The 15,410-nt window shown below is 54.6% G+C and carries 12 protein-coding genes; 10 read left to right on the top strand and 2 right to left on the bottom strand.

Annotated elements, in window-relative coordinates; all coding sequences use genetic code 11:
• Positions 1–77: 77 nt before the first annotated feature.
• Both ACTHRH_RS01165 and ACTHRH_RS01160 read right to left on the bottom strand, forming a co-directional pair.
• Entirely contained in the window at positions 78–1,214 is a 1,137-nt protein-coding gene (locus ACTHRH_RS01165) for a GNAT family N-acetyltransferase (RefSeq protein ID WP_379290416.1), read from the bottom strand.
• 126 nt (positions 1,215–1,340) lie between these two features.
• Positions 1,341–2,912: an FAD-dependent oxidoreductase gene (locus ACTHRH_RS01160; protein ID WP_379290418.1), complete on the bottom strand. Its 1,572-nt coding sequence runs from the start codon at positions 2,910–2,912 to the stop codon at positions 1,341–1,343.
• A 360-nt stretch (positions 2,913–3,272) separates the two neighbouring features.
• On the opposite strand from ACTHRH_RS01160, the gene ACTHRH_RS01155 reads away from it, so the two are divergent.
• From ACTHRH_RS01155 to ACTHRH_RS01110, 10 genes are all read left to right on the top strand, one after another.
• Positions 3,273–5,288, top strand: a complete 2,016-nt coding sequence (locus ACTHRH_RS01155) for an alpha-glucosidase (protein WP_379290420.1) — start codon at positions 3,273–3,275, stop codon at positions 5,286–5,288.
• A gap of 55 nt (positions 5,289–5,343) precedes the next feature.
• Positions 5,344–6,447 carry a M24 family metallopeptidase gene (locus ACTHRH_RS01150; protein WP_379290422.1) on the top strand — a complete coding sequence of 368 codons (1,104 nt, stop codon included), beginning with the start codon at positions 5,344–5,346 and terminating at the stop codon, positions 6,445–6,447.
• On the top strand, positions 6,444–7,430 hold the full coding sequence (locus tag ACTHRH_RS01145) for a bile acid:sodium symporter family protein (RefSeq protein ID WP_379290424.1): 987 nt from the start codon (positions 6,444–6,446) through the stop codon (positions 7,428–7,430). The genes ACTHRH_RS01150 and ACTHRH_RS01145 overlap by 4 nt, the downstream gene beginning before the upstream one ends.
• A 452-nt stretch (positions 7,431–7,882) precedes the next feature.
• A complete protein-coding gene (locus tag ACTHRH_RS01140; protein ID WP_379290426.1) occupies positions 7,883–9,172 on the top strand; it encodes an ABC transporter substrate-binding protein in 1,290 nt (429 codons plus the stop codon).
• A 144-nt stretch (positions 9,173–9,316) separates the two neighbouring features.
• A complete protein-coding gene (locus ACTHRH_RS01135; RefSeq protein ID WP_379290428.1) occupies positions 9,317–10,192 on the top strand; it encodes a carbohydrate ABC transporter permease in 876 nt (291 codons plus the stop codon).
• A gap of 12 nt (positions 10,193–10,204) precedes the next feature.
• Entirely contained in the window at positions 10,205–11,020 is an 816-nt protein-coding gene (locus ACTHRH_RS01130) for a carbohydrate ABC transporter permease (protein ID WP_379290430.1), read from the top strand.
• A 45-nt stretch (positions 11,021–11,065) separates the two neighbouring features.
• The gene (locus tag ACTHRH_RS01125; RefSeq protein WP_379290432.1) at positions 11,066–12,430 is read left to right on the top strand and encodes an L-fucose/L-arabinose isomerase family protein; all 1,365 of its coding nucleotides are present in this window, start codon (positions 11,066–11,068) and stop codon (positions 12,428–12,430) included.
• Positions 12,431–13,666: a diphosphate--fructose-6-phosphate 1-phosphotransferase gene (locus ACTHRH_RS01120; RefSeq protein ID WP_379290433.1), complete on the top strand. Its 1,236-nt coding sequence runs from the start codon at positions 12,431–12,433 to the stop codon at positions 13,664–13,666.
• A gap of 32 nt (positions 13,667–13,698) precedes the next feature.
• A complete protein-coding gene (locus ACTHRH_RS01115) occupies positions 13,699–14,433 on the top strand; it encodes a GntR family transcriptional regulator (RefSeq protein ID WP_260982111.1) in 735 nt (244 codons plus the stop codon).
• 61 nt (positions 14,434–14,494) lie between these two features.
• Positions 14,495–15,349 (top strand): class II fructose-bisphosphate aldolase, encoded by an 855-nt coding sequence (locus ACTHRH_RS01110; RefSeq protein WP_144938438.1) that lies wholly within the window; start codon positions 14,495–14,497, stop codon positions 15,347–15,349.
• Positions 15,350–15,410: the final 61 nt, after the last annotated feature.

Here is a 15,410-nt window from a genome sequence, read left to right as displayed (position 1 = left end):
CTCAACCATTCGGTGGCAGATCATGTTAACTATAAATGCAAAGTCGTTGGCATAAGCCGTTTCCGTCCGGACAGACATTACACGTAATTCAGCCCGGCATCGTAAGGAAACGGAATCGGGAACAAGGCGGACAGCCGCTTCTTTAACTCCTCAGGGGCCTGGAATTCAGGAGCCGGGTCGAAGAACATAGAGACGGTCTCCTGCACCGTAAGCTCGGCGGTCCAACCGTCCAGTGCAACGCTGGTTCTGCCGTCTTCCAAGCGGGTGATCCTAAGGCTGTCGGCCGCTCCCGCATCAACCGATTTCAGGTAAGGGTACATATGACCGAGCAATCTCTCAGGATTCACGATGTAGACCGTGCCGGTGGCTTTGCCCGTATTGCAGGGGAGTCCTGCAAGCTCCGCTGCCAGCTTATCTTCGTGCCAAGGCACGGGAATGTTAAGCTTCTTCAATCCGTAGGTCCGGATCGCATAGGACAGCAATGCGGGCATTCCTTCGGCGGCACCGCCCCATTCAATCAGGTGGGGCTCGCGTTTCGGAGTATCTGAATAAGGGACTCCGATGACGGCGAAGGTCAGCAAATCGCCTTCTGCGTTCTCGGCTACGAGCACTTTGTGCTGCAGCTTGTAGCAGGTGCTGAGCGCTTCGGCATGAATCAGTCCGGCCAAATCCCATACGCTCTGCTCATAGCGGCTGCGGCGGCCGCTCGCCAATTCATATAGACGGAACCAGTCCGTCGGGGCGAGCTCTCGAAGCACAGTTCCTTCCGGAACAGGTCTGGAGGGGAGAGGCTGGCCTTCTTCCCACAGGAAACGGTGAACTTGACCGTATGTACAGCAGCCCGCTCGCGTATATAGCGACCTTCCCCCTGAGACAAGGAGGAGGGAAGCGCCCGCCCTATCGATATGCTCCAGAATCTTCGTCAGAATCTCGCTGGCTGTGCCTTGGCCCCGATAGTCAGGGTGTGTGCAGACGGAACCGAGAGAGTAGATAGGGAGTCTTGCTTCTCCTATTCTCAAGACGGCCGGAACAAGCCCCATGAACGATACGAGCTTGCCATTGTCAAAAGCGCCATAGGATTGGCCGAGCGCCTCTGAGAACACCCCCGGAAAAGCGGCCTGCATAGATACCTGCTCAGAGTCCCGGAAGATGGAATCCGAGAGCTTCGCCGCTTCATCCAATTGTTGTTGTGTCAATAAACAACGAATTTCCATGAATACGCCTCCTAGAATGGCTAACAACGCTTTGATATTTGCGCAATTACATTCAAGATTGTACCATATTTTACAGCTTTATAGGCCTATTTCTGGAACGATTTTCCGTTGTTTGTTTCCCGCGGATTATACCGCGCGTATGACAGGCCATGCCAATTCAATTCCCTCGGCTGTCAGCAGACGCTGGTAATCCTCGAGCAGTGTAGAGTCGCTGCGTACCTGTCTTGGCTGAACTTTGCGTTCCAGGCTGAAAGCGGCCAGGTAGCCTGCAGCTTCCCCGATATTCCATTCGACCGGATGCAGGCGGTAACAACCGTTCGTAATATGGGTGACCCCAAGGTTCTTACAGGCGGGCAGGAGGTTGTTGACCCGGATCGGCAGCAGGCTTCCCAGTGGAATCTGGAAAGGCAGGCTGGAAATATCGATATAATGCCGCAGCGCCGTGCTCGGATGAAGATCGATGCGATAGCAGCCGACCCCGACGGAATCGGTGAATTCGGCAGCTCTGCCGTCTTCTCTGCAGGCGGCGCTGACATGCTGTTCCAGCACGGTAAATTCCGCCTTGATTCGCCGCGATTCACGAATGTAAGGATATAAGGCGAGGCCGTCCTCGCTGTTAGTTACGTCTCCGCGAAGCCTCAACCCGGGATAGCCCTGCTTGCCGTCCGGGCGTGGGGCTTCGGTCTGCAGCCAGTACAGAAGAGACAGACTGAGCTGCTTCGCGGCTTCCAGATGCTGTTGTCTCTCTTCGGGGCTGACATCGATGATCGGTCCGAGCCAGTAATCGTTGGCCGGCCAGTTGACTATCGAAATATCGCCGGGGAAGGTTCCCGGAACGAAATGATTTTTGTCAATCACCCTTCGATAGGTCCAGAGCGGGAATTTGCCCCCGCCCGGAAATAATCCGTAGGTAACGGGCTCCAGCGTGGCGGGCCGAACTCCTGCGAAGCTGAGCTGTTTGTCCGGCCAGAAGTCGGCCTTGTAGGAATTCCAGAAATCGTAATCCCGGGGCTTGTCGATCGTATGGTCTTCCCCTTCCAAGTAGTCCATGGCAAAGCAGTATGTAAATGCCTGCATATCCATCGGATCCGCCGGGCCGTCCAAGGCGTGGGGCTCGCCGGTATCCTGTTTCGATTCCGACCCGGTGACATATTCAACCCCGGCAAGAGGCAGAACGTCCCCGCATTCCGTAGCATCGAGATAATACGGGGCTGTAAGTTCCATACGATCTCCCGTATCGAGATGACGGACGGTAACGGACCGTACTTCGTCGCCGTCAGTTCGGGCGCTTTCCGGCTGTGTGCGGGTCAGCACAGTCAACCGGCCGCTGTGAATATAAGGGGCCAGCATCTGCTCGATAACGGCCAGAGCGGCCCGGGGCTCATGGCTGATTCGGCTGACGTTGGCACTGCCCGGATTCCAATGGCGGGTGGCCCGAGCCTCGGCCGTAAGCGGGAAGTGATCCCGGTAGTATTGACGGACTCCGTCACGAAATTGGCGATAGCTTCTGGTACAGCCGAAGCTTTCGATCCACGGATGCTCATCGGGCGGTACAGCCTGACTGGTCAGTTGGCCGCCAATCCACACGGTTTCTTCGGTCATAATGACCCGCTTCCCCATCTTTGCAGCAGCCAATGCCGCTGCGCAGCCGCCGGTGCTGCCCCCAATAATGACTATATCCGCATTCATCTCTTTCATTATAAAACCTCCCCCTTAATTGAAACGCGCTAAATACTATTTTAATGATAAAGCGTTCCGGTCAACAGGGAGTTTGATGACTTTTTGTGGTACTCTGATAGCTTAGTGCTTTTTCCGGCAAAATTTGCGGCCTGTATTTCATGGTGTTGCCCCGGCGTCATGACTGTATTTTTTGTTGAGAAAAGGAACATGTGCAAAAAGCGAATTTTGAATACATCCCGAAGAGAGCTATTGACAGCCGCAAAAGGTTGTACTAACATTTAAAACATCATGATGTTATTACCTATTCAACAGAATCCAAAATCATTTTGAAAGCGGTTTGAATCAAAATATTAAGCGATACAGGGGGGAACCACAAGCATGGGCTTACAGGTTCGCGATTACGAAGGAGTACTGACTGTCGAGCTGGGCGGGCGGGTGATTATCCGGCATTCCCGGACGGAGCCATGGATTTACGCGGGCCATGGACAAGGACAGTATGATATGTACCGGGGCAACTTCAAGGTCAGCGACAGACTCGGAGAGAAGCTGGCTTTGGTAGACTATGCCGTGGAATCGTCCGATGCTGGAGATGTCAGGGTAACCTTCTCTAAATCCGGATTGTTACCGCTTACTGTAGTGTTCGGGGTAGAGCACGATCGGGCGGTTATTCGCTTCGTAGGGAACAAGGAAGGAATTAACCGTCTATGGCTGCGGCTTGCTGCAGAGGAGCAGGAGCACGTATATGGCTGTGGAGAGCAATTTTCCCACTTTGATTTGCGGGGCAGGAATTTTCCGCTATGGACATCGGAGCAGGGTGTCGGCCGGAATAAAGATACGTACATTACCTTTCTGGCAGATAAGGAGGATCGGGCGGGCGGCGATTATTACTGGACCTTCTTCCCGCAGCCTACCTTCATTTCCAGCCGGAAATATTATTGTCATGTGGATGACAGCGCCTACATGGATCTTGATTTTCGCCATCCGAGTTACCATGAGCTGCAGCTCTGGAATATTCCGGAGAAGCTTGTGCTGGAGGCGGCCGATACTTATGTAGAACTGCTCGGGAAGCTGACCGCTTATCTCGGCCGTCAGCCGGAACTCCCGGATTGGGTGTACGATGGAGTCTGGATCGGCGTACAGGGCGGAACCGAAGTCGTGCTCGACAAGCTGAACCGCGCATTGGCCATGGGTCTGCAGGTGAGCGGCGTCTGGGCGCAGGATTGGCAAGGAGTGAGGCATACCTCCTTCGGCAAAAGGCTGATGTGGAACTGGATTTGGAACCGCGAGCTGTATCCCGGCCTGGATAAGGAGATCGAGAAGCTCAGGGAGAAGGGAATCCGCTTTCTTGGCTATATCAACCCTTATGTGGCGGTGGAAGGACATTTGTTCAAGGAAGCCAGCGCCGCGGGCTTCTTGGCGAAGAATGACCGGGGCGAGGATTATTTGGTCGATTTCGGCGAATTCGATGCCGGAATCGTCGATTTCACGAATCCGGAAGCTTGCGAATGGTACAAAAATGTAATCAAAGAAAATATGATCCGGTTCGGATTGTCCGGCTGGATGGCTGATTTCGGGGAATATTTGCCGACCGATGTCGTGCTTCATAACGGGGCATCCGCGGAATGGATGCACAACGCATGGCCTGCCATGTGGGCCCGGTTGAACCGCGAGGCGGTGGAGGAAGAGGACAAGCTCGATGACGTCACCTTCTTCATGCGGGCCGGTTATACAGGCAGTCAACGTTACTGCACTATGATGTGGGCCGGCGACCAGAATGTCGACTGGAGTCTCGACGATGGGCTGGCTTCGGTCATCCCGGCGGCGCTATCGCTGGCCATGTCCGGCTTCGGGCTGCATCACAGCGATATCGGCGGGTATACGACTCTGTTCGGCATGAAAAGAACGAAGGAACTGTTCATGCGCTGGGCCGAGCACAGTGCGTTCACCCCGATCATGCGGACTCATGAGGGGAACCGCCCGGATGATAACTGGCAGTTTGATTCGGATGACGAGACGCTGCTGCATTTTGCCAGGATGAGCCGCGTATATACCGCTCTCAAGCCATATCTGAAGGCGGCCGTTAAGGAAAATGCAGATACTGGTGTTCCTGTCATGCGCCCGCTGTTTCTCCATTATGAGCGGGACGAGCGTGCTTATTCGATCCAGTATCAATACTTGCTGGGGCGGGATTTGCTGGCCGCTCCGGTGATCGAGGAAGGACAGAGGACCGTCGGCGTCTATCTGCCGGAGGATGAGTGGATTCACCTGTGGACCGGCAGAACTTATCGGGGCGGCGACATTCAGGTGGATGCGCCATTGGGACAACCTCCGGTATTTTACCGTGCGGCCTCTCATTATGCTTCGCTTTTCGAATCTCTGCGCTCTCTGGACTAAGCATGGACAATAAGCATGGCGCAGCGGATGCGGAAGAGATAGGGGATGAAAGAAAATGAAAGAGATGTCCAATGAAGGATTTGTGCAGCGATTGGAGATGCTCCGTAAAGTTATGCTGGAAGAGGGCATCGACGCGGTTACGGTCGCCTTGCAGAAGAATGTTTCCTGGCTGACGGGCGGCCGCAGCCATGTCAATACGGCGGATATATCGGCCTGTTGCGCTTTTGTTGTTACGAGCGAACGCTGTTATTTTCTTGCCAATAATATTGAAGCCAGAAGGCTATTGGAGGAAGAAGTAGCGGCCCCTGGCTTTGAACGGCTGGTGGAGCTGCAGATTTGGCCGTGGAATTCGCCGCAGGAGCGCGGGCGCCTTATGGTCCGCCTGACGGAAGGAATGGAGTCCGTTCGGACGGACGCCGAGCTGGAAGCCGTTTTTCTTCGGCTTCGGACCGAGGTTCGCCCGGAGGAGCTCGAGGCTTGGCGGACACTGGGTCGCTTGACGGGAGAAGCGATTGGGGAAGCGGCACATAAGCTGCGGCGGGGACAGTCGGAATTTGCGATCGCCGGTCTGCTCGCTCAGGAATGCTGGGAGCGCGGTCTGGAGCCGATCGTCAACTTGATTGCGGCAGACGAACGCATATTCACAAGAAGGCACCCGCTGCCGACCGCGAAGACGTTGGATGCCTATGCAATGCTGGTCGTCTGCGCCCGGCAGAACGGACGGATCGCCTCGGCTACCCGTTTGGTCCATTTCGGGGGGCCTACTCCCGAGATTATGCGGAAGCATCAAGCGGTCGCAGAAATCGACGCCCGCATCATCCATGCCACCCGGCCCGGCCGCAGCTTAGGGGAGATGTATGCGGATTTGGAGTGTTTTTATCGTGAAGCGGGCTATGCACAGGAGATCCGCCATCACCATCAGGGGGGCTTGACCGGCTATGTCAGCCGGGAGCGGATTGCGACCCCAGGGGATACCTACAGGGTGGAGGCTTCGACCATCTATGCCTGGAATCCTTCGATCGCCGGTGTCAAATCGGAGGACACCATTCTCGTGGGCGATGACGGGAATGAAATTTTGACGGGATCGGCGCATTTTCCGACGATATATATCGCTGTCGGCGGCCAAAGCTGGAGCCGTCCGGGCATTTTGGTGCGATGAAGACAACGGTTTGGGCGGCCTCGAACCGGCTGCTGGAACGCTGGATCATTGTGATCCTGCCGCTGGTTCTGTTTGCCGGCTTTCAGGCGGCCGGCTACCTGGAGCCTTATGTTGAGGCGGTTCCGTACTTGTTCATGTATTTGACCTTCGTTTCGTCAATCAACGTGTCCAAAGAGCAATTCACGGAGCTGCGCAGCAAGCCTTGGGCTCTTCTCGTACTGTTGCTTTTGGTACATGGGATCACTCCGTGGCTAAGCTACAGTGCGCTGAGTGTGCTTTATGGCCATCAGCAGGATCTCATGCTGGGAGCTTTATTGGCGATGGTCTTGCCGATTGGCGTGACGTCTATAGTGTGGGTAACCATGAGCAGGGGAAGCACCGGAATTGCAATCGGCATGGTCGCTTTGGATACGCTGCTGAGTCCTCTGCTGCTCCCTCTTACGCTGTGGCTGATGCTGGGCACCTTCGTTTCGGTCGATGCCGCAGGACTGATTTGGGGGGTCGTCAAGCTGGTTGGTCTGCCGTGCCTGGCGGGGATGACTGCAGGAGTCTGGCTGCGCCGGGGGAACAGGCAGACTGTACGCCAGTGCCTGGCATTGTCCTCGAAGCTGACGCTCTATGTGATCGTCCTGCTCAACGCAGCAGCTATGGCGTCCGCCTTGAGCGATGTGGCGGGCGAAGTGCTCAGACTGATCGTGACCGTCGGCGGTCTGATGGTCATGGGGTATTTGCTGTGCTGGGCGGCCATGCGGGCGATGAAGCTTGGCAGAGGAGCGGAAATTGCGCTGACCTATACGGGAGGGGTCCGCAATTATACCGCCGGGATCGTCATTGCCCAGCTGTACTTTACCCCGCATGCGGCTATTCCGGTCATGATCGCTATGCTGCTGCAGCATCCGGCGGCGCTGATCGTGCATCTCCTGTTCTCACGCAGCAAGCGATCGGAGCTATCCTCCGCACCGTCTTCGTCCACGACAGCTTGAAGAGGCCCAAGCCAGGTGGCGGGGAAGGTGAGCCCCCCTGTTAGGCGGGCAGACCTTTCTTTCCGATGGGTGCAAATTGGATTCAATGGAAGTTTTGTTGGTCCCATTCTCAGGAGAACGACACTTCCTGCGATATTACATTAATTCTGACTACATTGAGGTCCGAGAACTTAGGCAATCCCTTCATTGGCCGGATTAAAATGGGGGGCCGCAAGCAAATAAGAAAAAAGACTCAAAAAAAGTATTGACAAACTCGGAAGGATCTCACTATACTGAAAGCGTAAACATCATGATGTTATTATGAATTTAGAAAAGTCACATTTCGAGCAAGCAAGACGGGGTTGCGTTATGCAAGTTGCATGATGAGGCGGCGGAGAAAGATACGGTCTGCATAGAAAGATACCGCTGAAAAGAAAGAGGACGGTTTTGAAGAAAAAGGAGGGTTTTCCCAGATGACAAAGAACAGGAAGACGGCATTTGCCCTGACGCTGGCGGGAGTGATGATGCTTGGAACCGCGTGCGGCAGCGGGAACGGTGCGGAGGGCGGTTCTAACAGCGAGAAGGGGGACGCCAAGGGCAAGGATGTATCGATCAGCTTCATCCATTGGCGCGGAGAGGATGCGAAAGTTTTCAACACGCTGATTGAGAAGTTTGAGCAGGAAAATCCGGGAATCAAGGTCAAGATGGATATTTATCCGTCCGAGCAATATCAATCGACGGCCCAAGCCAAGCTGTTGGACGGAACGACCGGTGATGTGTTCGCCGCAATGCCCGGCGCCCAGTTCGAAGCGATTGCCAAGGCGGGCTTGTTCACGGATCTGACCAACGAGCCCTTCGTCGGCAACTTCAGCCAGAACCTGATCCAAGTCGGTGTGAAGGACGGCAAGCAGCTTGCCATACCGCTTCAGCTGGTCTATAATATGCCGATTTACAACGTAGGCTTGTTCGAGAAGTACGGCCTGAAAGAACCGAAGGATTGGGAGGAATTCCTCCAGGTTTGTGAAACGCTGAAGCAGAACGGAATTACTCCGATAGCGTTTCCGGGCTCCGATATTGGTCCCGGGCAGTTCATGAACCCGATGATGATGAATAACGCACCGGATGAAGATATTTTCGAGAAGCTGGAGGCCGGGGAAGCCAAGCTGACAGAGGAATGGTGGGTCAAGACCCTGACCCAGTTCAAGGAACTGAACGATAAAGGCTACCTGCAGAAGGATTCGCTGGGCACGAAGAAGGATGCCGCGGCCGCGCTGTTTGCCCAGGAGAAAGCCGCAATGCTGGCTACCGGCTCGTATATGCTTGCAACGAACAAGGAGCAGAATCCGAACCTGAAGCAGCAATTGCTGGCGCCGATTACCGTGCCTGCAGATCAGGCGCAGTACGAAGGCATCCATACGACAACCTTCATGCTTGCTCTGAACAGCAAGTCGAAGCATCCGGAGGAAGCCAAGAAGTTCATTGAGTTTCTGAGCCGCAAGGATATCGCCGGGGAATATGCGAATGAAACCGGGCAGCACGTTACCGTGGAAGGAGTCGAGTACACTTCGGAGGAACTGCAGGACACCGCTGTATGGATGAATAAGAAAACACGCTTTCAGCCGAGATATTTTATCATGAACGGTGAAATTCAGAAAGCCGTGACCAATTCGATACAGGCGGTTCTGGCGGGCTTTGCCCCGGAGAAAGCCGCAGAGGAGGCCCAGGCTGTCGTCGACCAGCAGTTAAAGCTGGGCAATAAGTAATTGGCAACCCTGACTTTGGGTTGGGAGGAACGGGCCCAGGCAGAAGCCGGGCCTCTATCTTTCCGCCGCGGAGGATTATCGCTTCGCATCGCAAGCTAAAGCGATAAAGAAGGGGGGCGCTGTCAAACCCGCAGGAGGTCACCGATGAAAACTAGCAAAGCGATTTATTTGTTTCTTGTACCTGGCATGCTGCTGTATTTGATTTTCTTTATTTATCCGACGCTTAGCGGCTTGTACTATTCCTTTACCGATTGGGACGGACTGTCCCCGGAGTACGGCTTTGTCGGTGTGGACAACTATATTAACATGATCACGAACGATCTGGTATTTACCAGGTCTCTCGGCAATAACCTGAAGTTTATGTTTACCGTGGTTATTTGCCAGACGATGCTTTCGCTCCTGTTGGCGGTTCTGTTAGTCAAAAATTCCAAAGGAAGCGTGTTTTTACGGGCTCTTTATTTCTTCCCTGCGATTATTGCGTCCATTTCCGTCGCTTTTATCTGGTCGTTTATGTACGATCCGACCATGGGACTTATCAACCGCGCTTTAAGCGCTGTCGGTTTGGATTCGTTGGCCATGAACTGGATCGGAAATATGGACATCGCCATATACTCGATTGCGTTCGTCCAGGTATGGGCGCATACCGGACAGATGATGGTTGTCTTCATTGCCGGACTGCAGGCAATCCCGGAGGATCTGTATGAGGTAGCCCGAATCGAAGGGGCCGGCCGCTGGCAAACCTTCCGGAAGATTACCTGGCCGCTCATTGCTCCGTCGGCGACCATTGTCGTTGCTTATACGACCATCCAGTCCTTCAAGGCATTCGACCTGATCTTTGCCATGACCGGCGGTGGTCCCGCATATTCGACGGAGATATTGTCGACGTTTCTATATCATACGGCGTTCCAAAATTATAAATTCGGCTATGCTTCCGCCGGCTCCGTCATTTTCATGTTCATTATTGCCCTCATTACGCTGCTGCAGTTCCGTATTTTGAGGGGCAGCAAGGTTTCTTACTAGGAGGGGTTTCCGATGGTGCTTAAATGGGGAAAACGACTGATCCTGCTGCTGTTTGCCATTATGATTATCGTACCGGTGTCGCTTGTATTCATTACCTCGTTCAAACCATCCACGGAATTCTATCTCAATCCGGTCGGATGGCCGAAACAGTTTACTTGGGATAATTTCCTGGAGATGTTTCAGCAGCAATCGATGGGCCTGTATTTTATGAACAGTGTGGTCGTTACGGTGTCCACCGTGTTCTTCATTCTTTTCTTCGCGACGATGATTGCTTATGCCATTATGCGGATCGGCGGCAAGAAGGGCTTATTGTTCTATGGCCTGTTCGCAGCCGGCATGATGGTTCCGGCGCAGGTCAACATGATCCCGCTCTATGCGCTGGTCTATAAGCTGAAGATGACGAACAGTCTGACCGGGCTTATTATTGTTTCGATCGCGGTTTATCTGCCCATCGCCGTTTTCATCATCTCGGGCTTCATGAGCTCGATGTCCAAGGAGCTGCTGGAAGCTAGCAGCTTGGACGGAGCCAGTGAGTGGGGGATTTACCGGAGAGTGGTGCTGCCGATTTCTATGCCTTCGGTAGCGGCCACCGCCATTTTCCTGTTCGTTATGGTGTGGAATGATCTGCTCTATCCGCTGTTGTTCATTACAGAGAAGACGAAGAAGACCATTCCGCTGGCGCTATTGCAATTCCAGGGGGAATACGTGACCAACTTCCCCGCCATCTTCGCCGGAGTCGTAATCGCATCCGGGCCGATGGTAATTGCTTATGTCCTTCTGCAGCGGTATTTCGTAGCCGGAATGACCGCCGGAGCGATCAAAGGATAATACATGTGCCGCCGACAAGGTCACATTAAGAAGGAGCGATAAAAAATGCTAACTATGAATTTGGCTTTTGTCCCTCTGGCCAGGCCGACGTTCGATATTGAAACGGCAAAAGCTTATTTCTCTCAATCCTGCGAGCTGCTGGGCAAACTGGCGGATGGCTGCCGGTTTCCGCAAGGCCTGCTCATGTCCCCCGAGGAAGCCGGCGCATTCGTGCGCCGGACGGCGGACGGGACAGAGCTGGACGCGATTGTTGTGCAGGCTACTACCTTTATTGATGCCAGATTCATTATCGAGATTATGGAAGCTACGGATGCACCGATTTTATTGTGGGGTGTTCGTGAGCCAAGGGTGAACGGGACGCGCCTTTCGCTGAACTCGATGACAGGCATCAATAATCTGGCGAATACGCTGGTTACGAAGGGAAGAAAATTTTCGCTGCTCTTCGGCAATCCCACCGAAGACGCGCTGGCTCGCGAGTTGCGTGACCAGTTGAAAGTGGCGTCGCTTATCCGGGAGCTGTCCCGGTTGAAAATCGGAGTGATCGGCCAACAGCCGGACGGCTTCTTCTTCTCCGGGGCCGATGCGGGTATGCTGGCGAAGCTGGGGCCGCAGATGATCGAGCTGGATCTGCAGGAGGCGTTCCATCGCGCCAATGAATTAAGCGAAACCGAGGCTCAAGCTGCTGTAGAGGCCGTGTCCGGCCAAGTGCGCGGGCTGGGGCTGATTCCGCAGGAGAGCGTCCTGAAATTCGCCCGCTTCCAGACCGCGCTGCAGCGGCAAATTCAAGAGCTGGGCATTTCCATGGTGGCTGTCCGCTGCTGGCCGGAGTTTTATACGGATTACGGGGCAGCCGCCTGCTCGACGGTATCCAGTCTGATCGACCAGGGGATCATGGCCTCTTGCGAGGCCGATATTCATGGGGCGCTCACGATGCATATTCAAAGCCGGCTGGCCGGAAGCGCACCGTATCTGGGAGATCTGGTCCATATCGATGAAACGAAGGATTCCGGCGTGTTCTGGCATTGCGGAGCCGGAGCTTTCTCCCTGGCTCGTCCCGATACGGGAGCGGTAGCCGGGCTGCATCCGAACCGCAAGCTCGGCTTCACACTTGAATTTGGTCTGAAAGCAGGGGCGGTATCCGTTCACCGTCTGGGGCCGGATCCTTCCCGTCCCGGAGAATACAGGATGCTTATGATGAAGGGCGAAGCGCTTGATGAGCCGCAGAAATTCTGGGGGACGAGCGTAGAGGTCGGCTTCCGCCAACCGATATTGCCGCTCATGAAGCAGTTGATGAAACAGGGCTTCGAACCGCACTATTCGATAGTGTACGCCGATATCAGCGAGGAAATGAACATACTGTGCGATTGGCTGGACATTCGTCCGATCGTGCTCGGAGAGGCGTTGACATAGATGATAGAACGGATAGGGAAACCTGCTGCTATAACTAACCGAAGCCTTCGTGTGGCCATTGCCCAGGTGGGTGGTCCGACGGCTGTAATCAACTGCAGCCTGTTCGGCTTCATGAATGAGCTGCGCGAGATATATAAAGGAGAAGAGAAGAAGCTGGAGCTGTTCGGTGTCGCTGACGGCATGTCAGGCTTGTGCGAAGGGCGCCTGTTCAGGTTGAATACGAGGCACTCGTTCGAGTGGCTTAAGAGCCAACCCGGGGCCGCCCTAGGCGCGGGACGCAAGGCGCTTGTGCAGGACGACCTTGAAGATTGCCTGGATACGCTCAGGCGTTACGACATTCGCGCATTGGCCCTTGCGGGAGGCAACGGAACGATGTGGGCGTGTCAAAGCATTGAGCAGGCGGCGAGAGACAGCGGATATGAACTGCGGGTCATCGGCATTCCGAAGACGGTGGACAATGATATTCAAGTAACGGATCATACACCCGGATTTCCCAGTGCTGCGAAATTCGTTGCTCATGCCATCAGAGATATATCGGCCGATCTGCAATCCATGCGGAACTTCGAGCAGGTCCGCGTTATCGAGACGATGGGCCGCAATGTCGGCTGGTTAAGTGCCGCTTCCGGATATTTTAAAGAGAGCGAGGAAGATGCCCCTCATTTGATCTACATTCCCGAGCAGCCCTTCCAGTTCGTGCGGATGCTGGAAGAAGTCAAGGAGGTGTACTCGCAGCTGGGCTACTGTCTGGTAGTGGCCAGCGAAGGACTCAAGGATGGCTCCGGGCAGCCGATTCGCGCTCAAGGAATTGCCAACGGGAAAAAAAATGGGCAAGGATTGCAAGCACTGGGAGGAATCGGGTCCGTCATTGCAGAAACGATTAGTCAAGAGCTGGGATTGGCCTGCCGCTACGAAAATCTGGGGATTCTGCAGCGATGCGCCTCCTTCGCCGTTTCCGCCCAGGATCAGCTCGAGGCCGAGGCTGTCGGAAGGCAAGCCGCTCGTTATTTGCTGGAGGGTGTCAGCGGACAAATGGTCACGATTGTCCGGCAGGCGGATGAGCCTTATGACTGGAATGTCGGCTCGGCGCCTTTTCGGGATGTTGCCGGAATAGAGCGGGCCTTCGATCCGGCGGATTTGTCCCCGGGCGGATGGATCAGCGAACGGTACAAAGCGTGGCTGAAGCCTTTTGTAGGCCGGAAGGAAGCTTACAGGCGGTTAAATATCAGCTCGGTCTGAATTCGTATATTCAAGCTCTGGAGAGGGGTTGCATGATGGAACCGATGTTGAATCCGAAGCTGCCGGTACCGCTGTATCATCAGCTGAAGGAAATCTTTGATGCCAAAATTGCAAATGGAGAATGGAAACCGGGTCAGCTCATTCCGACGGAAAATGAACTGATCGCTCAATATAAAGTAAGCCGTACCACTGTGCGCGAAGCGGTGACGGCGCTGGTCAACGAAGGAAAGCTGGAGAAGAAGCAGGGAAAAGGCACGCTCGTATGCAATCCGAAGCTCGTCGAGAGGCTCGGAAGACTGACGGGCTTCACAGAAGAGATGATTGCCAAAGGCTTCGTGCCGGGCGCCAAGGTGCTGGAGGTCGGCGAGATCGATCCGCCTCCGGTCGTAAGGGAGCGCCTGCTGTGCGGCAAGGAGGAAAAGGTGCTGCACATCCAGCGCATCCGCCTGGCCAATGAAGAGCCGATTGCGATTGAAAGAACCTACTGGCCGCTTGAAATCGGTCGCTGGTTTCTACAGGAGGACCTGGAGAATATCGCATTTTACTCGGTGCTGGAGCAGCATGGAATCCAACTGCGCGATGCCGATGAAGGAATCAGTTCGACGGCAGCCAGCAAGAAGGATGCCCAGCTGCTTAACATCAAGGAGCGTGATCCACTCCTTCGTATGGAGCGGATCACGTATGCCTTGAACGGAATGCCGATTGAATATACTTTCACCGATTACCGATCCGACCGCTATACCTATCGGGTTCACCTGCACCGCTAATCCGGGGGAAGGCGGATGGAAGGAGTCGCTAATTTTTAACAATGAAACGGGGTTGTCACATATGAGATGCGTATCAGGCAAAGAGTGGTTGGAGGATGCCCGAATCCGCAATTATGCCATAGGTGCGTTCAGTGCCCATAATGCGGATATGATTCAGGGGATCCTCGAGGCTGCCGAGGAAGAGAAGGCCCCGGTGCTAATCCAAATTGGACAGAGAGCGATCAAATACTGCGGGTTTGCTCCCCTGGTGGAAGCGATTCGCTACTACGGGCAGCGAACCGATGTGCCGGTCATCATCCACCTGGATCATGGCAAAAGCTATGAGCAGGCCATTCAGGCGATACAGGCCGGCTGTACCTCCGTCATGTTCGACGGATCGCATCTGCCTCTGGCAGAAAATGCCGCCATTACGAGGCAGGTGGTGGCCGCCGCCCACGCCGTGAACGTTTCGGTGGAGGCGGAGCTGGGCAAAATTGCCGGGGTCGAGGACGACCTGTCCGTGGACGAGAAGGACGCGTTCCTTACCGATCCCGCCGAAGCTCTGGAGTTCTATCAGGCGACGGGAATTGACTCGCTGGCGGCGGCCATCGGCTCGGCCCATGGACTATACAAGACCGAGCCGAAGCTGGATATACCGCGCTTGAAGACGATTGCCGATCAGTTGGGCATCCCTATTGTTCTGCATGGAGGATCAGGGATTCCGGATGATCAGATCAAGCTTGCCATTGCCAACGGCATATGCAAAATTAACGTGGATACCGAGCTGCGCGCGGCTTATACCGACGGGGTGCGGGAAGCTCTGGAGACCTATGGGCCGCAGCATGATGTCTATCCGCTAGGCCGTGCTGGAACGGAGCGGATGAAAGAGGTCGTCAAATATAAAATCCGTTTGTTCGGCAGTGCAGGCAAAGCCTGACCGAGACAGCCATTGGACAGCCATCTGCACATCCAACGAAATTCATACAACAAAAGAACCG

It is taken from the genome of Paenibacillus sp. SAFN-117 (assembly GCF_051966115.1).
In the GTDB taxonomy this organism is placed as follows: domain Bacteria; phylum Bacillota; class Bacilli; order Paenibacillales; family NBRC-103111; genus Paenibacillus_L; species Paenibacillus_L residui.
This window is presented reverse-complemented; position numbering and strand designations above follow the sequence as displayed.